General features: G+C 51.2%; 16 protein-coding genes. 6 read left to right on the forward strand and 10 right to left on the reverse strand.

The genetic code is table 11. The features are described from left to right. Positions 1 to 53 precede the first annotated feature (53 nt). The 6 genes from MKX98_RS24665 to MKX98_RS24690 form a co-directional block, all read right to left on the reverse strand. Positions 54 to 1,334, reverse strand: a complete 1,281-nt coding sequence (locus tag MKX98_RS24665; RefSeq protein ID WP_339218965.1) for a TRAP transporter large permease — start codon at positions 1,332 to 1,334, stop codon at positions 54 to 56. Further along, positions 1,334 to 1,834 (reverse strand): TRAP transporter small permease, encoded by a 501-nt coding sequence (locus MKX98_RS24670; RefSeq protein WP_339218966.1) that lies wholly within the window; start codon positions 1,832 to 1,834, stop codon positions 1,334 to 1,336. Before MKX98_RS24670 ends, MKX98_RS24665 begins: the two co-directional genes overlap by 1 nt. A 30-nt stretch (positions 1,835 to 1,864) precedes the next feature. Further along, positions 1,865 to 2,851, reverse strand: a complete 987-nt coding sequence (locus tag MKX98_RS24675) for a TRAP transporter substrate-binding protein (RefSeq protein ID WP_194543971.1) — start codon at positions 2,849 to 2,851, stop codon at positions 1,865 to 1,867. 78 nt (positions 2,852 to 2,929) lie between these two features. Then, the gene (locus tag MKX98_RS24680) at positions 2,930 to 3,952 is read right to left on the reverse strand and encodes an alcohol dehydrogenase catalytic domain-containing protein (protein WP_194543972.1); all 1,023 of its coding nucleotides are present in this window, start codon (positions 3,950 to 3,952) and stop codon (positions 2,930 to 2,932) included. Between the two features lie 54 nt (positions 3,953 to 4,006). Beyond that, a complete protein-coding gene (locus tag MKX98_RS24685; RefSeq protein ID WP_071223211.1) occupies positions 4,007 to 4,663 on the reverse strand; it encodes a GntR family transcriptional regulator in 657 nt (218 codons plus the stop codon). Positions 4,664 to 4,684: 21 nt separating this feature from the next. Further along, positions 4,685 to 6,073: a four-carbon acid sugar kinase family protein gene (locus MKX98_RS24690; RefSeq protein WP_339218967.1), complete on the reverse strand. Its 1,389-nt coding sequence runs from the start codon at positions 6,071 to 6,073 to the stop codon at positions 4,685 to 4,687. A 241-nt stretch (positions 6,074 to 6,314) separates the two neighbouring features. On the opposite strand from MKX98_RS24690, the gene MKX98_RS24695 reads away from it, so the two are divergent. From MKX98_RS24695 to MKX98_RS24710, 4 genes are all read left to right on the forward strand, one after another. Further along, positions 6,315 to 7,508 carry an oxalate decarboxylase family bicupin gene (locus MKX98_RS24695; protein WP_220684283.1) on the forward strand — a complete coding sequence of 398 codons (1,194 nt, stop codon included), beginning with the start codon at positions 6,315 to 6,317 and terminating at the stop codon, positions 7,506 to 7,508. Between the two features lie 189 nt (positions 7,509 to 7,697). Beyond that, entirely contained in the window at positions 7,698 to 8,150 is a 453-nt protein-coding gene (locus tag MKX98_RS24700; protein WP_339218969.1) for a MarR family transcriptional regulator, read from the forward strand. Next, the gene (locus MKX98_RS24705) at positions 8,147 to 11,314 is read left to right on the forward strand and encodes an MMPL family transporter (RefSeq protein ID WP_339218971.1); all 3,168 of its coding nucleotides are present in this window, start codon (positions 8,147 to 8,149) and stop codon (positions 11,312 to 11,314) included. Before MKX98_RS24700 ends, MKX98_RS24705 begins: the two co-directional genes overlap by 4 nt. Before the next feature lie 266 nt (positions 11,315 to 11,580). Further along, positions 11,581 to 14,715, forward strand: a complete 3,135-nt coding sequence (locus MKX98_RS24710; RefSeq protein WP_339218973.1) for an ATP-binding protein — start codon at positions 11,581 to 11,583, stop codon at positions 14,713 to 14,715. 163 nt (positions 14,716 to 14,878) lie between these two features. On the opposite strand, the gene MKX98_RS24715 is transcribed toward MKX98_RS24710, so the two are convergent. Further along, positions 14,879 to 15,559 (reverse strand): O-methyltransferase, encoded by a 681-nt coding sequence (locus tag MKX98_RS24715; protein ID WP_339218974.1) that lies wholly within the window; start codon positions 15,557 to 15,559, stop codon positions 14,879 to 14,881. A gap of 130 nt (positions 15,560 to 15,689) precedes the next feature. Here MKX98_RS24715 and MKX98_RS24720 point away from each other — a divergent pair, with 130 nt between their 5' ends. After that, the gene (locus tag MKX98_RS24720; protein WP_220684278.1) at positions 15,690 to 16,577 is read left to right on the forward strand and encodes a LysR family transcriptional regulator; all 888 of its coding nucleotides are present in this window, start codon (positions 15,690 to 15,692) and stop codon (positions 16,575 to 16,577) included. Between the two features lie 57 nt (positions 16,578 to 16,634). On the opposite strand, the gene MKX98_RS24725 is transcribed toward MKX98_RS24720, so the two are convergent. Next, positions 16,635 to 17,150, reverse strand: a complete 516-nt coding sequence (locus MKX98_RS24725) for a TetR/AcrR family transcriptional regulator (protein WP_194543980.1) — start codon at positions 17,148 to 17,150, stop codon at positions 16,635 to 16,637. A 192-nt stretch (positions 17,151 to 17,342) separates the two neighbouring features. On the opposite strand from MKX98_RS24725, the gene MKX98_RS24730 reads away from it, so the two are divergent. Then, entirely contained in the window at positions 17,343 to 17,699 is a 357-nt protein-coding gene (locus tag MKX98_RS24730; protein WP_194543981.1) for a hypothetical protein, read from the forward strand. Positions 17,700 to 17,891: 192 nt separating this feature from the next. Here MKX98_RS24730 and MKX98_RS24735 read toward each other — a convergent pair whose 3' ends face one another. Both MKX98_RS24735 and MKX98_RS24740 read right to left on the reverse strand, forming a co-directional pair. Then, complete coding sequence (locus tag MKX98_RS24735) at positions 17,892 to 18,821, reverse strand: carbohydrate ABC transporter permease (RefSeq protein ID WP_194543982.1); 930 nt, start codon at positions 18,819 to 18,821, stop codon at positions 17,892 to 17,894. Beyond that, positions 18,821 to 19,732 (reverse strand): ABC transporter permease subunit, encoded by a 912-nt coding sequence (locus MKX98_RS24740; protein ID WP_076324132.1) that lies wholly within the window; start codon positions 19,730 to 19,732, stop codon positions 18,821 to 18,823. Before MKX98_RS24740 ends, MKX98_RS24735 begins: the two co-directional genes overlap by 1 nt.

Here is a 19,732-nt window from a genome sequence, read left to right on the forward strand (position 1 = left end):
CTGGATACTTCTCCATAAATCGCTTGCTAGATGAACATCAACTAACGAACTTCCTATTTACCGCCTAACAGATTCGGCAGGAACATCGACAAATGCGGAATATACGTGATCAGCATCAGGTCAATGATCAACACAATATAGAACGGCACCATGCCTTTTGCGATCTGATCCAGCCGGATCTTTGCGATCTGGGCCGATATGAACAGATTGATCCCGAGCGGCGGCGTGCACATCCCGATCGCCAGGTTGACGATCATAATAATCCCGAAATGCGTCGGATCGATCCCGAATTCGGCCGCTACCGGCGCCAGCAGCGGTGCCAGAATAATGATCGATGCATTGGATTCCATAAACATGCCCACGATCAGCAGGAACACGTTGACCAGTAACAGGAACACGATCGGGTTATCGGATATGTTCACGAAGAAACCTGCAACCGCCTGGGGAATTCCTTCACGCGTCATGATCCAGCTAAACAACCCCGCGCTTGCAATGATGAACATAATCACGGATGTCGTAATCGTGGATTGCGTTAGAATATTTATCAGCTTGGAGAATTTAATCTCCTTATACACAAATACACCAACAATGAATGCATACGCAACGGCAACGCCCGCGGCTTCGGTCGGCGTAAAGATTCCGCCGTAAATTCCGCCAAGAATGATGATCGGCATAAGGACGGCCCAGAAGGATTCCTTGAAGGCCTGCCATACTTCTGCCGGCGTCTTTCTCTTCTCGCGCGCATAACCTTTTCGTTTCGCAATAATATAAACGGCAATCATCAGCGATAAACCAATCATGATTCCCGGAATGAGACCCGCCATAAACAGATCGCCGATGGAAGTTTCGGCAGCTACTCCGTATAGAATCAACGGAATGCTTGGCGGAATGATAACCCCCAACTCACCGGACGTCGCTTGAAGAGCCCCCGTAAAGTTCTTATGATAACCCCGGGAGATCATGGCCGGAATCAGGATGCTGCCCAGCGCCGCGGTTGCCGCCGCGGAGGAACCGGATATGGCGGCAAAGAACATCGAGGTTACAATTGTAACGAGTCCAAGTCCGCCCGGCAAATGGCCTGTAAGTGCATTCGCCAGATTCACCAATCGTCTGGAAATCCCGCCAAACTCCATCAAGGTACCCGCGAACACGAAGAAGGGAATCGCCATCAGCGGGAATGAATCCGTAGACGTGAACGAACGCTGGACCAGTACAAGCAGCGGCGTACCGCCTTCCCACCAGATTGCTACAGCCGACGCCATCCCCATCGAAACGGCAATCGGAACACTGATGGCGAAGAACAGGATCAGACATCCAAACAGTACGATAGGCATTATAATCCTTCCTCCTTCGCTTGCGGTACGGTATCGGACACGATCGTTTCCAGAATGACCGCTACCGCATTCATGATGAGCAGCACCGCTCCAATCGGAATGGCTGCATAAGGAATCGACATGCTAAGCCCCATCGCTGCCGACGATTGCACGGAGACCCGGCCCAGAATGTCGATGCCCTGGACCAGCAATAGAATGAAAAACACGATGCATATCGCCATGACCGTGATTCGAATCACCTTTCGGTTGACTTCACTCACCAGCTCCGGCAGCAGCTCGATCGCTACCAGCCGATGATGACGCAGCGCCAGCGAGGAACCCAGAAATACAAGATAAACCATCAAGTATCTGGCAAGCTCCTCGGACCAGTGAAGCGGATACCCGACAATCCGGTAAATAATCTGCATGATAATCAGGATGGACATGACACCCAGGATCATGGCCACTGCGATGCCCACGAGTTTGTTGAGCGTATCGATTGCTTTTAATGTCTGCCGCATGGCTTATCCCCCCTCTTGAAGAAAAAATGGTTATGGCGTATTGATGATTTTGTCATACAGCTCTCTTCCGTACATGTTGGCAAAGCGTTCATGCACCGATTTAGCTGCCGCCTCGAACGGCCCCTTATCCACTTCCACGAACTCCGTACCGAATTCTTTAAGCTCATTGATAATCTGCTCTTCTTGTTCAAAGACCAGCTGATTCTCGTATTCCGTCGCTTCTTTGGCCGCTTCTTCAATAGCTTGACGCTGAAACTCATTCAAGCGTTGATACGTCACTTCACTCATCGCGAGCATCACGTAACCGTATACATGATCGGTCATCATCATATACTTCTGGACTTCTTGAATCTTGGAGCTGGCTGTAAAAGCAACCGGATTCTCCTGTGCGTCAATAACCCCGGTTTGCAGCGATGAATAGACTTCGCCAAAGGCCATTGGCGTCGGCGTCGCCCCCATTGCTTCCCAAGCCGCAATGGAAGCCGGAATCTCCGGCACGCGGATTTTCAAGCCGCGCAGATCGTTTGGCGTTTCAATCTTTTTGTTGGCAGTCAACTCGCGTGGGGTTCTCATCCAGAACTCCAGACCGCGGACCTCGGCATTATCCAGCAAGCTCTGCTTCAGTTCGTTACCGACATCCCCATAGAGCACGTTCTCCAAATGCTGCTTGTCCCGGAACAAATACGGCAGCTCCAAAATGGCATAAGGGCTGTAGAAATTCGATAATACGCCCGCCGGCAGGGCAAAATCCACCGATCCGATCTGCATCCCTTCGATCAGGTCTCGATCATTCCCGAGCATCGAGCTGGCATACACCTCTACCTCGATCTCACCGCCCGTTTTCTCCTTCACCAATTCCGCAAATTTAAGCGCGCCCAGATGCCACGGATCGGATTCGCCCGTTATGTGACCGAGCCTCAGCTTGATCGGGCCCTCATCCGTATTCGGCTTCGTTATAAATAAAGCGCTTACAATGAGTAGTGCAGCCACCATGACAACTGCGAGTCTTTTCCACATTTGTCGTTCCCCCAATCTGATATGAAGTTCCTGCAGCCTCCGCCACTAGAAGCAGAAGCTGCGGGGAAATGTTGATAATTAAAAGGTGACGATGACCTTCAAGGAAGCGTCTTCCTTCTTGTCTACCAGGCGGAATCCTTCCGCGGCATCTTCATAAGACAGTCGATGGGATATGACGGCTTTGACGTCCACCGCTCCGCTTGCTAACAAATCGATGGCGGAAATGGTATCCTCACGCGTGTACGTCATGCAGCCGACAATTTCCTTCTCGGTCTGCTGCAGATTCACGATATCGAAGGTTTGCGTGCCATGGAACATGGCTATCGTTACGCAGCGGCCGCCTTTGCGAAGCAAGGCAAGGGCATCATCCACGATCCCGGGGACCCCGGCTGCAATCAGTACCTTATCGAATTCGCCGGCAATTTCCACCTTCGCTTCCTCGGTCCAGCCTCCCTTGCCGCGAATGTTCAAAGTGTGGGTAGCCCCCATCTCTTTGGCGGATTCAAGCGCATAATCCATGACGTCGGTCACCATGAGCGTTGTAGCACCGGCAGCCTTCGCAGCCGTCATGGCGAGCAGCCCGATCGGTCCGGCACCGAGAATAGCGACCTTGTCTCCTACTTCGATCCCGGCCTTGCGTACCGCATGGACCCCTACCGCGAAGGGCTCAACCAGCACACCCAGCTCATGATCCAGCTGATCCGGCAGTTTGAATACGCATGCTTCCGGCGCAGCAAAGTACTCGGCCATCGAGCCATACCAGCCCTTCAAGCCCGGCGCTCCCCGCTCGGCGCAATAATTCGTTCTGCCCGTCAAGCAGTAATCGCATTTGCCGCAGCCGACCTGAGGCTCCACGGTTACCCGATCACCAATCTGAAAGGATATGACGTCCTTACCCACCTTCACGATTTCGCCGGACACTTCGTGGCCGATAATGACGGGCGGCTTCCGAAACAAGTGCAGTCCCTTGTAGGTATGAATATCCGATCCGCAAATGCCGGCGGCTTTGACCCGGATCAGAACCTCCCCTGCCCCGATCTCCGGTACGTCCACGTCTTTAACGACAACTTTGTACGCATCCTCCACATATACAGCCTTCATTGTCTCTCCCCCTTGTAGTCATTCAAGATGGCGGTCTGCTCCCGTATCTCTCTGTTATATAAAAAGCGCTTGCTTCGATTCCTGCAAATGCTTGCGCATCACCTCGGCGCTGCTCTCCTTGCCGGTCTTGAGCGCCTCATAGATCTTCCAGTGATCCTCCAGGAACTTCTCCATCCGGTGCGGATCCTTCCGCAAATGCCGGCGGGTGATTCGCTGCAGATGATCATGGTAGTTCAGCAGCACCCGGTGTATTTCCTGGTTGCCCGTACATTCGCAAATGATCAAGTGGAAATCATGGTCGGCTTGAGCGAAATTTTTGACATCAAGCCGGCTGACGATGTCGGCAGTTTCGGCAAGATTGCCCTCCAGCTCCTTCTCCTGCTCAGGCGTGAGTCTGGATTCGATCTGCTGGCAGTTGAACGTCTCCAGCGCAATCCGCAGATCGTATATGTCTACAATCCGGTTTACGGATAGATCATTGATGATGATGCCCTGCTTCGAGGAAACGGTGACAAAGCCCTCTGTCTCCAGCCGCGTCAACGCCGCTTTGATCGGCGTCTTGCTCATTCCCAGCAGCTCAATCAATTCTCGCTCGGACAAGAATCGACCCGGCTCGAATTTCTCGTTCAGAATGCTTTCCTTAATCTCGTTATAGGCCACATCTTTTAACAGAAGAGAAGAAGCTGCCCCTTTGCTTTTATCCATCGTCATTCGTGTATTCTCCTATCTTGGCTATTGATCCGGTTCAGGAAAACCGGCATCCCGCACTTTGATAAAATAATCCGGCGATCCCAGCTGTCCGCCCTTAAGAGCCAATTCCAGACCGTCCATGCTTGCGTCGTCCGAATATACCTTGCACAGCGGAGCCCCCGGGGATACGTCCCATATCATCTCCAACCCGTAAGCACCCATCTCGCTGGTGACAAAACCGGAGGTGTCTCCCCCAGCAATGACAATTCGGCGCAGCCCGGCTTGATCCATGACATGCTTGGTTAATTTCCCGAGGCTTCTGCCGATGTACTCGCCCGCTTCCGCTCCGGATAGTCCCATGGTCTTCAACCGCGTTCGTGTCTCACCGATCGCTTCATCCTCTGGGCCCAGCGCCGTATAAAGCACCACGCTTTGTCCTTCTTGGAGCTTATCCACCGCTTGCTGGACAAGCCCCAGCCGGGCAGCATCATCTGTACCCCCGATCATGGCCGGCGTAATACGCATGCCGTGATACCCTTCGGCTATCGCACGCTCAATCTGAAGCTGACTGACCGGTGAAGCACTCCCGGACACTACCAGAATGGCATCGGTTGGCCGAATGGTCGCATCAGATTTGTTATTCTCCGACGAAGGAGAAGCAAGTCCGAGCTCATCCCAATGGGCAGCCAAAGCGTATTCGACGCCGGACGACCCGACAACAAATGTCCCCGCCCCTTCGGGTTTGTCCTGAATCAGCTGGCCGCACCGCTTAAGCCTGTCCTCATCCAAGGCATCAAACAGCAGAATTCCCGGCTTCTCCCCCAGTTTATCACGATATCGGCGAAGAACCGTATCCTTGTCTCCATCCAGTTCTACAATATCCATTAAAGTTATGGAATCCGCCGTCTGCTGTGCAAGATGAAGACGCAAATCCGCCTCATGCATCGGCGTGGAAGGGTGCTGCGACATGACGGGATGCCGATCCAGACGGTACACCGTATCATGCATTTTCGCAAAATGCTGGCCGAACAGCGTATAACGTCCAAGGCGGGGCGCGCCGACCAGCAGCGGAACCGTCACCTGATCTGGAAAATAGTCTCTTGCCACCCCAATCGCGTGGCCGACACTGCCAACCTCAGGCGAAGAGTCGAAGGTGGAGCATGTCTTATAGTGGACGAGCGGCGCGCCGCTCATGGACAGCTTCTCAAATACCGGCCGGAGCTCGGCCTCCATATCCTCCGGAGATTTGGCTCGGCTTGTACCTGCCACCCCGATGCAACGGATGCCTTCAAACTTCTTCAGCCGATCAAGCGAAGGAGCTTCCAGAAACAACACCGTGCGGTAACCGCTTCGGGCCAGCGCCTCCATCGCATCCGTTGAACCTGTAAAGTCATCGCCATAAAAAGCAAGCAGCAGATCATTGTGGTTCATGCTTGTCCCTCCTGAATCTATGATAGATCTATCATAGATCTATTTGAGACCTATTGTATTTGCAGCGCTTTCAAATGTCAACCACCTTTTCGTTTTGACGTGAGAAATATCATTGCGAAAACCGTCTTTGACTGACCTCGCATTCCTCAACATATTAGCCAAGCAATGGCTCATAACCATTATGGATAGCCGTTTAACCGGATAAGTTACGCAAAAAAACTTGAGAGGGAGATATCGATTCATGGGAGATCAGAACCGGAACAAAGGAAATGACAACCGCGTACCCCAACCGATACGCAGCGACGGAGCAGGCGGGCCGGACTATGGCCCGCGGGATGTGATGAGGGATATCGAGAATCCCGACATGCTTGTGCCCCCGGCCACGGATGCGGGCTTGATGCCCAATCTGAAAATGTCGTTCTCCGACACGCATATGCAGCTAAATCATGGCGGCTGGTCGCGGGAAATTACGGTACGGGACCTCCCGATTGCAACCACGCTGGCTGGCGTGAATATGAGCCTTACGCCCGGCGGCGTCCGGGAGCTTCATTGGCATCAGCAGGCGGAGTGGGCCTATATGATCTGGGGCAGCGCCAGAATTACGGCCATGGATGCAAGCGGCCGAAATTTCATCGCGGATGTGGGGCCTGGCGATCTGTGGTATTTTCCGGCCGGTCTCCCCCACTCGATCCAGGGACTCGAGGAAGGCTGTGAATTCCTGCTGGTGTTCGATGACGGCCACTTCTCAGACCTGAATACCCTATCGATCTCCGACTGGTTTGCCCACACGCCAAAGGATGTGCTGTCCGCCAACTTCGGCGTTCCGGAGAACGCGTTTAGCCGTATCCCGAAGGAACAGGTTTATATTTTTCAGGATCAGGTGCCAGGTTCGCTCGAGAGCCAAGAGGTCCAGTCTCCTTACGGGAAGGTGCCGCTGAGTTTCAAGCATCGGCTGCTGGCGCAAGAGCCGATCATAACTCCCGGCGGAAGCGTAAGAATCGTGGATTCCAGCAATTTTCCGATCTCCAAAACCGTAGCGGCCGCGCTTGTCGAGATCAAACCGGGCGCCATGCGGGAGCTTCACTGGCATCCGAATCAGGATGAGTGGCAGTATTACTTGACCGGACAAGGACGAATGACCGTATTCGCCGGCAATGGAGCGGCACGGACCTTCGATTACAGAGCCGGCGATGTCGGTTATGTCCCATTTGCCTTCGGCCACTACATACAGAACACGGGTACGGAAACTCTGTGGTTTCTGGAGATGTTCAGAAGCGACCGGTTCGAGGATATCTCCTTGAATCAGTGGATGGCCTTGACCCCTCGGGATCTGGTCCAGGATAACCTGAAAGTCGGAAACGAAGTCACCGATGCTTTGCGCAAAGAAAAGTGGCCCGTCGTGAAATACCCGGGATATTCGTATTACCCGAGATAAGTTCCCGCCTCCCCGCTTGGTCGAGGACATTGATCTGTAGAATTAACGTCATACAGACCTGCCCAGAGAATTTTATTCCAAGGCGGTCTGAATGTGCCGTCATGCGGATATTGACTTTTCTTTCCTTCTGCCATATAGTTCATTAATGAAACTATTTTACACGTGAACTATTTGAGAGGAGAACTATCATTGAACGACAAGGCAAAGCAGTGGATCGACCGGTATGTCGATGTCTATCTGCTTGTATCGAGGCGGATCAACGCCCAGATTCGAGAGCAGCTCGGCGAGGATCTGACCAGTGACCAGTTTCAAGTGGTACGCTTGATCAACGGCACGGATCACTGTACTTCATCCTATCTGGCGGAAGCTCTCGCGGTTGGCAAAAGCTCGGTTACGGCTATCGTCAACCGTCTCGTGGATGCCGGCATTATCGACAGAACCCGGGACGAAGCAGATCGCAGGCTGGTGTATCTGACTTTGACGGAATACGGACATACGATTTTTGAATCTGCCCAGGAACAGATGAGGGAGATCGTCTCCCCTTACCTGCAGCATTTTGAAGAAAAAGATATCGAAATGTTTATCTCGATGTTCGAGAAGCTGGGACAATTGATGCAAGAATCAGGGGGGAGAAAGAATTGAAAGCCATACTGAAAGCAAGATGGGCCATTATCGTTCTGTGGCTGGCTGCCGCAGTTGTGCTGTTTTTGTTCGCGCCGTCCATGTCGGATCTGGTGCGGGAGAAAGGGCAATTATCCGTACCGGACGGTTATACCTCTTCGCGTGCGGCGGAATTTCTCAAGGAGGCCTCCGGCGGCGAGGAAGGGGAAACCCTGCATCAGGTTGCGCTCGTCTTCAATAAACCCGATGGGTTAAGCGAATCGGATAAGGAGAGCATCCGGGAGGGTGTTCAAGCTTTAAACGATAATAAAGAAAGCCTCCATATCGATTCCATAAATGAACCGTTCACACAGACGGAGCTGGAAGATACGCTCATCGCCAAAGACGGCAAGACCATCATGGTCGCGCTTCAGGTCAGCGGCGGCCAGGAAGCCGTCAAAGAGCTGCCACAGAAGGTTAATCAGGTGCTGGAAGGCGTTCAAGCCGATCATTACCTGACAAGCGAAGGCCTCATTAATGAAGACACCATCGTCAGCTCCGAGGAAGGCCTGAAGAAAACGGAATACATTACAGTTGTCTTTATTCTCCTCATTCTGTTCGTTGTATTCCGTTCCTTCGTGGCACCGTTCGTCCCGTTGTTGACCGTAGGGCTCAGTTATATCGTGTCGCAGTCGGTCGTTTCTTTTCTTGTGGACCAGTTCAACTTCCCGATATCGACCTTCACTCAGATCTTTATGGTAGCCGTCATGTTCGGGATCGGGACCGACTACTGTATCCTGCTGATCAGCCGGTTTAAGGAAGAACTCACCACGTCGGAGGATACCAAGACGGCGATCATCGAGACTTACCGAAAAGCAGGCGGCACCGTGATCTATTCCGGGCTTGCCGTATTTGTCGGCTTTGCAGCCATCGGGTTATCCAAATTCATTCTGTACAAATCCGCGGTTGCGGTTGCAATCGGCATCGCCGTTATGCTCCTGGCATTGGTTACCGTCGTTCCATTCTTCATGGCGGTGCTGGGCAAGAAGCTTTTCTGGCCGTCACGCGGCAAGCTGGAGCATAGCGAAAACAAGCTTTGGGGGGCGGCAGGTTCCTTCTCGCTTAAGCGCCCTTGGGCTGCATTGCTTGTCGTAGCCGTTATCGTTGCCCCTTTCCTGGCTACATACAGCGGCAAGCTGTCGTTTAACAGCCTGGAGGAAATCGGGCCAAGTTACGCTTCGGTCAAGGGCTTTAACATTATTTCGGACAGCTTCGGCCCCGGACAATCGCTGCCATCCACCATCGTGATCAAGAACGATGACCGCATGGATACGGCGGAATACATGGGACTCGCGGAAAAAATCAGCCGGGAAGTGGAAAAGGTTGATGGCGTGTCCAGCGTACGCGGGCTCTCCCGGCCAACCGGCGAGCAAATCAACGATTTCCTCATTCCGACTCAAGTGAAAACGTTAAATGAAGGATTGGGAGAGTCCAAAGACGGACTGACCCAGATTCAGAATGGACTATCCGAAGCAGGCAAGCAGCTCAGCGAGAATACGCCGAAGCTGAATGAAGCCGCAGCGGGAGCCAAGGAGCTGACCAAGGGAACCGCCGACCTCAAGGACGGCATCACGGAGCTTGGCCAAGGCCTCAGCGCCATCCAAAAAGGAATCCAGAGCGGCAGCGCAGGCGCAGGCGAACTCAAAGCAGGGCTTGCCCAGGCTGCGAAAAGCGCGAAAGAGTTAGCTGCAGCTCATGCCCAGCTACTCCAAGGTTATAAACAGCTTGATACCGGATTAGCAGCTCTTGAAGGCGGCGTTGCCGGACTTAAAGAACAGCTGGGCAGCGTTGCGGCTGCACTGAGCGGACTTGAAGGCTCCTTCACGGGACTGGAGAGCAACCACCCGGAACTCATTCAGGATGCCGACTATCAAACCATCAAAGGTACCGTTACACAAACAGCCGCAGGCACAGCCGAGCTGGCAGCAGGGTTAGGACAAATCTCCGAGCAGCTTAAAGGCGCGTCAGCCGGCTTATCGGAAGCCAACGCCGGCTACGCCAAGGCAGCCGCCGGTCAAACGGCGCTTGCCAACGGTCTTCAGCAGCTTGTGTCCGGTATCGCCGAGCTTCAATCCGGCCTTTCACAGGCAGCTAACGGGCAAGGACAGATCGTGAGCCAAATCCCTTCCATTACAGGCGGTCTGGACCAGCTGCAAGGCGGACAGAAGCAGCTTGCCGACGGCTTTGGCGATCTAACCGGCCAGATCGGAGAACTAACGGAAGGCCTGAACGCCAGCGCGGACGGATTGAAGCAAATTTCGGACGGACTGCATTCCGCACAGGATTATCTGCAGCAGATCCAGGACGTTCAGGATGAAGAGCTCAGCGGGTTCTTCATTCCGCAGGAAGCCCTTGAGAATGAAGAGTTCCAGACGGTATTCGATACCTATCTCAGCGATGATCGCAAAGTAATGACGCTGGATGTGGTTCTGGCAACCAATCCGTACAGCGAAGAGGCGCTGGGCAGCGTCGAACAGATTCAATCCGCTGTAGATCGCGCAGTAAAAGATACGAAATTGGAGAATGCCGAGGTTGCCATCAGCGGCATTACCAGCACGAACAACGATTTGCAGAACATATCGAATGAAGACTACACGCGAACCGTGATTCTCATGCTGAGCGGAATCTTCATTATCCTGGTCGTGCTGCTGCGCTCCATCGTGATGCCGATCTATCTGATTGTTTCACTGGTCATCACATACTTTACCGCTGTCGGCGTTACGGAGATGATATTCGTTCACGGCTTCGGGTATTCCGGCATTACCTGGGCCACGCCGTTCTTCAGCTTTGTCATGCTGATTGCGCTTGGGGTGGATTACAGCATCTTCCTAATGGCGCGTTTCAACGAGAACAAGTCCTGGAATGTTCAGGATGCCATTCTGCATGCCATGCGCAACATGGGTACTGTGATCCTGTCCGCAGTAGTCATTCTTGGCGGTACCTTTGCGGCGATGTATCCGTCCGGCGTACTGTCCATGATGCAGATCGCAACGGTTGTCCTGGTTGGACTTGTGCTATACGCACTCCTGTTCCTTCCATTCTTCGTACCGGTGATGGTCCGTATCTTCGGCCGGGCTAACTGGTGGCCGTTCACCCCGAAGGAGCAGGATGCAAAGAGCCCTTCCGGACATGACGTAGGAATGTAGCCATTACAAGGGTGACCCCAATCTAACAATGATCACCATAACCGTCTTTTTCCTGATTCATGACAGGTAAAAAGGCGGTTATTTTCTATGCCATTTCAATAAAAGTGAACGGAAACCTTAACCGTGAGTACTTGGGACTACTACCAAAGAACCGAACGAATGCTTTTTGTTGGAGAATAGCTATACGATCGTCACATTTTCTCGTATATTAAGAAGAAGAATTCTCGGATTTCAAACCATACCAAAACTAAAAGGGAACGTGAACAGTGCCAACACGATCTGCAAACCATACCTATCGCATTCAAACTAAAAAGATTCTACAGTATATATTGGCCGTTGCTGTTTTTCTGTCCGTGCTCCTCAGCCTTCGGTGGTATTGGATCGAGGCCTTCGTTCCTCCCCACCATCCGAAAGCTTCCCAAGGGGTGCTCGACTTACGCAGCTGGGACCTCACTCATTCCAAATCCATTACATTGGATGGAGAATGGGAGTTCTACCCTGACATGCTTGCCACAAAACAAGAACTGGAGCAAACCAATCCGCAGCATCGCTATGTGCAGGTACCGGGAAATTGGCGGGGGAGCCAAACGGAGGAATCCGGATCTGCCTATGGTACCGGAACCTATCGGCTTCGTATTCTGGTCGATCCATCCTTAACCGCTCCCCTTTCGTTCTGGATCCAGCAGATCCAGGCTTCGGCGAGTGTCGAGATAAACGGCCTTAAGATGGGAGAGATGGGCAACACCGGAGAGGACGGCAAAGACAACTATTCACCGGCTCGAAGTCCCTTCGTTGTCGATTACGCTCCCGCCAAACACACGCAAGACATCGATTTGATTATACGCGTGGCCAACCATGAGCATCCACGCCAAGGCGGAATTGTAAATTCCATCAAGCTGGGATCCAGCCAAGCCATCCATGGTGAACGCGGACTTTCCATCGATCTTCAGCTCATTACATTCGTTGTGCTCATCCTTCACAGTCTGTATTCCTGCATCCTGTTCTTATTCAATCCGCGGGAATGGACGCTTCTTGATTTTTTTCTGCTGCTTCTCACCGCATCTGTGACGATTGGAGTGTCAGATGACGATTTACTGCTGAAATGGCTGTCCATCAATTACGATTGGGATCTTAAAATCTCCATATTGTCTTATTCCTGGCTATCTTTTTTCATATTGAAGATGACCAGAAGTTTCACCATAAAGACCCGCAGCCGATGGTTTACCGCATATTGCGTTTCCCTGCTTCTATATTCCGGATTTATTGCAATCGCGCCTGCTTCGCTTGTTTTCTGGACGGTGGAGTATAAAGTTTTTACCGTTTTTTATATATTGCCGATCATCATCACGATCTATATGTTCGGGCGAATGGTGGCTGCAAGCCGGGATGACGCAATCTTTCTGCTCTTGGCAGCCAGCGGCGTTTTCTCCAGTGTTATTTGGGGAGCACTCATCAAATATCAGGAACTTCCAAAAGTGTATTACCCCGTTGATGTCATCGCGGCCATCATCGGTTTCTCTGCCTATTGGTTTAAGCGTTATTTCCGCAACGTCGATAAAATCAGCAAGCTTAACCGCGAATTGCAGAAAGCGGACAAAATGAAAGACCGGTTTCTGGCCCAGACCTCACACGAGCTGCGAACGCCGCTGCACGGGATCATGAATATCGCCCAGAGCGTCTCAGACAGGGAACAGCATAATATGGACAATCGAAGCGCGGAGGATATGAAGCTCCTTGTTAAGGTTGGACGCCAGATGTCTCATTTGCTGAATGATCTACTGGACGCCGTAAGGCTGAGGGAAAAGCGAATCGTACTGCATGCCGAGCCGCTATCCCTTCCCTCTATCGTAAATGGCGTTATCGATATCCTGAAGTATTTGCTCGAAGGAAAAGCCGTGCAGTTAAAAATGGATATAGACACATCCGAAGCCCTCCCTCTCGTTATGGCTGATGAAAAGAGGCTGGTGCAAATCCTTATGAATTTACTGCATAATGCCATCAAACATACCGAGGAAGGAATCATTGCCGTAACGGCCAACGCCAAGAACGGGCAAATGTTCATCAAGGTAACGGATACGGGAACGGGAATGGATCAGGAAACCCAGCAGCGGGTATTTCTGCCATACGAACAAGGGGATCCCGGATACGGCGACACCAACGGCATAGGTTTGGGTCTTAGTATCAGCAGAGAATTGGTGGAGCTTCATGGCGGCTGGATGACGGTTCACTCCGAAATCGGAAAGGGTTCGACGTTTACATTCACGCTGCCTTTGGCGGATTCGACTGACGTAGAGATGGCCCCGAACCTATCGGCCGTTCGGCTCGAGGCCTATGAAGAAATAGCGGCAAGCCGGAACGACCTGAATGACCAGCCGCTTCTAACCGCAGAAGTCCCGTTTGTGGAAGAGCAGATGAACATTTTAGCCGTTGACGATAATTTTGTGAATTTGAGAGTGCTTGCAAATATATTGATGACTGAACCTTACCACCTGCAATTAGCAGCATCGGCCGGGGAAGCGCTGGAATTGCTCGGAACGAAAGCATGGGATTTAGTAATTGCAGACGTGATGATGCCGCAGATTTCTGGTTACGAGCTGACACGGAAGATAAGAGAACGTTATTCCCCTTCCGAACTCCCTGTGCTTCTGTTGACGGCGCGAAGCGAGCCCTCCGACATGTATGCGGGGTTTCGGGCGGGTGCCAACGATTATGTCACGAAACCAGTGGATCCGATGGAGCTTAAATACCGTATCCAGTCATTGATTACGTTAAAGCAGTCCGTGAACGAGCGTCTGCGTATGGAAGCTGCCTATCTGCAAGCTCAAATCCACCCGCATTTTTTGTTCAACACCTTGAATTCAATCCACGCATTGAGTGAAATTGATGTGGAAAGAATGCGAAAACTTAACGAGGCCTTTAGTTCATACCTGCAAATCAGTTTTCAATATCAAAACTCCGGCAAATTTGTCTCGCTATCGGAAGAACTCGAACTTGTACGCGCATATTTGTACGTTGAGAAGGAACGACATGGCAACAGGCTCCATGTCATATGGAACGTGGATCAGGACATTCACCTCCTGCTCCCTCCATTAACGATTCAGCCTCTGGTTGAGAATGCCGTACAGCACGGTATTATGCCAATCGCTAAGGGCGGAACCGTACACATTCGTATTGAACGTCAGGAGCTTTCCACGCTGATTCAGGTCAAGGATAACGGCATGGGAATGAGCACAGAAAAGGTACAGGGGTTGCTGGATGCTCCGCGAGAGGACAAGAGAGGAATTGGCCTGTACAATACGAATCGCAGATTGATTCAGACGTATGGGAGCGGTCTTTCCATTCAAAGCGAGGTCCGTGAAGGGACAAGCGTATCTTTTGTCATTCCCGATTCGGAGCATTAGCGTTTCTTAACCGGTAATAGGAGGGTATCCCGCCAGATCTAAGATCTTGGGACACCCTCTTTTTTTTCAAATACAGACGGATCCGATTGCTGCGTGTTCTTATTCCTTCTGCCATTAACCGATACAGATCGCCGTAAATGGAACGATGCTCCATCCTAGCAGCTCACGATACAACTCCGATATAAAAGCCGTCATACCCCTTACTTCCCACCGTTTGAATTGCCGTGCCGGAAATCGCGGAGTGGGCGGACAGCATATCCATAAATTTGCGGATACCGTGCACCCGAGGGTCTGTGCTGTGATGATCGATCACTTCTCCATTCCGGATCACATTATCGCTAATAATGATCGTGCCCGGCCGTGAGAACTGTAACGCCCACTTCAAATAATTCGGATTGTTGGGTTTATCGGCATCAATGAAGATCAGATCGAACGGCTCCACCTTCTCCTTGGCCAGCTGCTCCAGCTGCAGCACAGCATCGCCTACCCGGATTTCCACCCTATCCTCCAGTCCGGCCAACGCAATATTGGATGTGGCAATCTCGGCATGATGCGGATCGAGCTCCAGTGAAATCAGCCGCCCCCCATCCCCAAGCGCTCTAGCCATCCAGATCGTACTGTAACCTCCCAGCGTACCAATCTCCAAAATTCGTTTCGCACCCTTGATCTGAACGATGAGGTTCAGCAGCTTCCCTTGAGCCTTGGATACATCAATCTCCGGCAATCCGGCCTCCCGATTTGCAGCTAAGACCCTCTCCAAAACCTCATCATAAGGAATCAAATGTTCTGTGATGTAATCGTCTACTTTATCCCAAGTCGCAGCTGTATCATCCTTCTTGTTCATGCCCGCTTCCTCCCTTATTCTCCATATGGATCTTACAAAATCATTGTATGTGATTTATTGTTATAGATATAATATATATTTAAAGGACTTATATAACTTAAATATATGAATGAATGGGAGTGCGGCACTCATGAATTTACACGCATTACGGCTCTTTCACGTTATCGCCACAACGGGCAGTGTTACCCGTGCTGCTGAATTGTTGAATATAAGCCAACCCGCCATAACAGCCCAGATTAAAAAATTCGAGAAGGAACTCTCCCTTACTCTGTTCAAGCCGCAGGGCCGGGGCATCGGATTGACGGCGGCCGGAGCCGAGCTCGTTCCGCTTGCCAAAAGACTCTTCTCCGTCGAGCAGCAGATTGAACAATTCTGCCTGGATTACCGCAGCGGTTCGAGGGGACAGATCCGCATGGCGGCTACCTATCTTCCTTCCCATTTTCTGCTGCCGGCCTGGCTTGCGAAATACAAGCAGCGGTACGAAGAAGTTGAAATGAGCATAACCACCACGAATTCAAGCGATGCACTTAAGCAACTGTTACATATGAATGTCGACCTTGCGATCTACGGCGGTCTGCCAGAGGAATCTCCGAATACGATACAGATCGAGGAGCTGTTCCGGGATGAGTTATGGTTTGTCGTATCCCCCGATCACCGCTATGCCAATCAGCGTATCTCCCTGGAAGAGATGATGAGAGAGCCATTTGTTATGCGGGAGGAAGGCAGTTCAACGCGAGAACGTTTATTTGCCTTATGCCGTACCCATAGCGCGCCTTCCCCGCGGATCACGCTGCAATTCAACGGTCTGCACGAAGCGATTATGGCCGTCATTGCCGGATACGGTGCAAACTTTGTGTCCTCACTCGTTGTACGAGAGTATGTCGAGCGCGGCGAACTGAGCCGGGTCTATGTCGATGGAATCGAGCTTCAAAATATTATAGCGGTCTGCACCCGCAAGCATGAGCCGTTATCTGCTGCCGCCATGAATTTCGTGGATATGATCCGGAATCAGTCATAAGTAACCGTTACATTTCATTCCCATTATTAATGTGACGGATAACCAAAAAAATTCCAATCATGACGTTAACAATCTGTTTAGTACCGACCTCATGGCAGCCTCACTGCCGTCATGTTCCACGACTTGCGCAAACGCGGCACGCAGTGCCTCCGCCAGAATGATGCCCAATTCTTCGCCAGCCTCTTCTCCTGATGCTGCGGCCAGTTGACCGAGATAACGGGCAACGGGATTGTCTCCTTTACGGGGATCGGGCTCAGACAGCAATCGCCCCGTTTTAAGGCGAATCATGCTGTCGTAAGCGGTCAATAGAGCCGATTTCAGGCGCTGATCGGGAGGGGCTGCATCGGCAACAGCTTCCATGCGATCCAATATTCGAAGTGTTACATCATCCCGAAGCAAGCCGTAAAATTTCTTTTTGGATTTGTAATGATGATAAAGAGCTCCCACGGTCACTCCGGCATCGGCAGCAATGTCGTCAACTTCCGCTTTGTGGTATCCCATCTCGGCAAAACGCTTCAATCCTGCCTGTATGAGTTTGTGCTGCGTGGTACCCGGTATTGGTATATGACTCATGTAACTCCCTCCGAAACGTTCATGCAAAGATATCTAAATTCTAACATAGCAGCACTTTAAGAGATATAATCTTGATAGCTGTGAACAGCCATTTCTAAAAAAACAGCTTGATTATACAACATAACTCGGTTATGTTAACTATAACCCAATTATCTTACATCACGAAACTATACTTTATTTCGAGGTGAGAACATGGAAGGTAACGTTATTTTTTATTTTGTTCCGGTCAAAGATATCAAGACAGGCAAGAGCCTCTATCGCGACACGCTCGGTTTGGAAGAATCATGGCGCGAAGGAGATTACACGGTCGCCTTCAAGCTTCCCGGTACCGACGTTGAATTGATGGTTGAACAAGTCTCGGAAGGAGGCCCGGATGCAGCCGGACCTGTTTTTCTCGTGCCATCTGTTCGGGAAATATACGAGAACAATCCCGGCAACCTGCAATTTATCGGCGAACCGGGTGAAACACCGGACGGCCTCTGGTTGAGTGCCAAGGATGATTCCGGCAACGGAATCTACTTCACGGATGAAAGCCTCCATGAATCCTGATCCCATTTGCGCCCATGGCCCCCTGCCCTCTAGGGAGCGACGGCGGCAAACGCCAATATCCATCGGCTTCAAATGCTGCAGTAACAACAAGAACAAACAAATAGGGACGTCCCGCCAGATCCTGGATCTTTCGGGACCGTCCCTTTTTTCGTCTACTCCTCTGAAGCTTGATTAGTAAATTTACCGAACGTGTTAACCTTTAATGGAGCCGATCATGACGCCTTTCTCGAAATATTTTTGCATAAACGGATAAATGAGCAGAATCGGAAGCGTCGATACAATAATGACCCCGTACTTGATCTGGTCGGCATAACGCTGCGCATACCCCCCTGCATCCCCTCCTGTTCCGGCACCGCTAGAGAACACCTGGTTTGACAGCAGAATATCCCGCAGAACGATTTGCAGCGGCTGAAGCTTCGTGTCCCGGATATAGATCAGCGCGGTGAAGAAGTCATTCCAGTGCCCCACCAAATAATAGAGTCCGATGACGGATACCAACGCTTTGGACAGCGGCAAGGCCACTTTAAAGAAAAAGGTAAAATGGGAGCAGCCGTCCATGACAGCCGCCTCATGCAGCTCCTGCGGCAGCGAGTTCTCAAAAAAGGTCCGAGCAATGATCAAATAAAACACATTCACGGAGAAGGGGAGAATAAACACCCAGATGGTGTTCGTCAGACTAAGCCCCTTCATCAACAAATAGGTGGGAATCAGCCCGCCGTTGAAAAACATCGTGATCACGAAAACAAACATAATGAGCCGTCTGGCGCGGAATTCCTTTCTGGATAGCACATAAGCTGCCGGAAGCGTGAACAGCATGTTAACCAAGGTGCCGAACACCGTATAAAACAGCGTATTCCGATATCCGGTCCAAATCCGCATATCTTTAAAAATCTCCTGGTAACCGAAAAAACTGATATTTTTGGGGATAAACAGGACCTTCCCCGTCGATACGAGCGTTGAGTCGCTGAACGATGCAATGATGATAAAGTACAGCGGATAGGCGATCAGCAAAAAAATCATACTGCACAGAAAACCCAATGTGATCTTAAACGCTAACTCCTTGCCGTTTAAACGCGTTCTCGTATGTTCATGTTCCACAACCGTTTCTCCTTCCCCGATCATTAGAATAGGCTCGTTTCCGACATTCTCTTCGAGATCGTGTTCATCGCATACAAGAATACGAAATTGATGAGCGTGTTAAACAAACCGATGGCCGAAGCCAAGCTGAATTGATTGGAGATGATGCCGATTTTATAGACGTAGGTGGCAATGACCTCCGAGACGGGAAGGTTCAGCGAATTCTGCATCAGAAATATTTTCTCGAAGCCGGTCCCAAGGATATTCCCCATGCTGAGGATAAACAGGATGATGATGGTCGGGATGAGGGCGGGAATATCTACATACCGGATCGTCTGCCATCGGCTGGCCCCATCGATTTTGGCGGCATCATACAGCTGGGGATCCACGGTGGACAAGGCTGCAAGATAGATAATGCTGTTCCAGCCGCAGTGCTGCCATATGTCGGAAAGCACATACACCGGGATAAAAGTCGAGGTGGATGCCAACAGATTGATATGTCCCAGCCCCACCGCCTTCATGAAGTGACCGACAACTCCGGTTTCGGAGGACAGCAGCACGTTCAGCATCCCGACCAGCACGATAATGGATATGAAATGGGGCAGGTATACGGTAGTCTGCATCAGCTGCTTCATTCTTTTTCTGCGGATCTGGTTAAGGATGAGGGCCAATATAATTGGAGCCGGAAAGCCAAGCACGATCGTGGCCAGACTGATCAGAAACGTGTTTCGCATTAGATCCGTGAACAGGTAACTGTCGATGAATTGCTGAAAGTAAGCAAGCCCTCGCCACTCGCCGCCGGTCAAGCCTTTGCTGAAATCGTAATCCCGAAAAGCAAGCTGGATGCCGTACATCGGGATATAGTTAAACAACAGGATGACGATAATAGCCGGAAAAATCATAATCCACAGCTGGTAGTCTCGTCTGAAGGTGTTCTGTCTTTTACGGGATTCCAT

Source organism: Paenibacillus sp. FSL W7-1332 (assembly GCF_037969785.1).
Lineage (GTDB): Bacteria > Bacillota > Bacilli > Paenibacillales > Paenibacillaceae > Paenibacillus_AQ.

What these genes read in the sequence shown, in the direction of transcription:
- MKX98_RS24670 (WP_339218966.1), bottom strand. Translation starts at nt 1,834, where the DNA reads ATGCGGCAGACATTAAAAGCAATCGATACGCTCAACAAACTCGTGGGC.
- MKX98_RS24715 (WP_339218974.1), bottom strand. Translation starts at nt 15,559, where the DNA reads ATGAACAAGAAGGATGATACAGCTGCGACTTGGGATAAAGTAGACGAT.
- MKX98_RS24665 (WP_339218965.1), bottom strand. Translation starts at nt 1,334, where the DNA reads ATGCCTATCGTACTGTTTGGATGTCTGATCCTGTTCTTCGCCATCAGT.
- MKX98_RS24740 (WP_076324132.1), bottom strand. Translation starts at nt 19,732, where the DNA reads ATGGAATCCCGTAAAAGACAGAACACCTTCAGACGAGACTACCAGCTG.
- MKX98_RS24735 (WP_194543982.1), bottom strand. Translation starts at nt 18,821, where the DNA reads ATGATCGGGGAAGGAGAAACGGTTGTGGAACATGAACATACGAGAACG.
- MKX98_RS24730 (WP_194543981.1), top strand. Translation starts at nt 17,343, where the DNA reads ATGGAAGGTAACGTTATTTTTTATTTTGTTCCGGTCAAAGATATCAAG.
- MKX98_RS24675 (WP_194543971.1), bottom strand. Translation starts at nt 2,851, where the DNA reads ATGTGGAAAAGACTCGCAGTTGTCATGGTGGCTGCACTACTCATTGTA.
- MKX98_RS24695 (WP_220684283.1), top strand. Translation starts at nt 6,315, where the DNA reads ATGGGAGATCAGAACCGGAACAAAGGAAATGACAACCGCGTACCCCAA.
- MKX98_RS24725 (WP_194543980.1), bottom strand. Translation starts at nt 17,150, where the DNA reads ATGAGTCATATACCAATACCGGGTACCACGCAGCACAAACTCATACAG.
- MKX98_RS24720 (WP_220684278.1), top strand. Translation starts at nt 15,690, where the DNA reads ATGAATTTACACGCATTACGGCTCTTTCACGTTATCGCCACAACGGGC.
- MKX98_RS24685 (WP_071223211.1), bottom strand. Translation starts at nt 4,663, where the DNA reads ATGACGATGGATAAAAGCAAAGGGGCAGCTTCTTCTCTTCTGTTAAAA.
- MKX98_RS24690 (WP_339218967.1), bottom strand. Translation starts at nt 6,073, where the DNA reads ATGAACCACAATGATCTGCTGCTTGCTTTTTATGGCGATGACTTTACA.
- MKX98_RS24680 (WP_194543972.1), bottom strand. Translation starts at nt 3,952, where the DNA reads ATGAAGGCTGTATATGTGGAGGATGCGTACAAAGTTGTCGTTAAAGAC.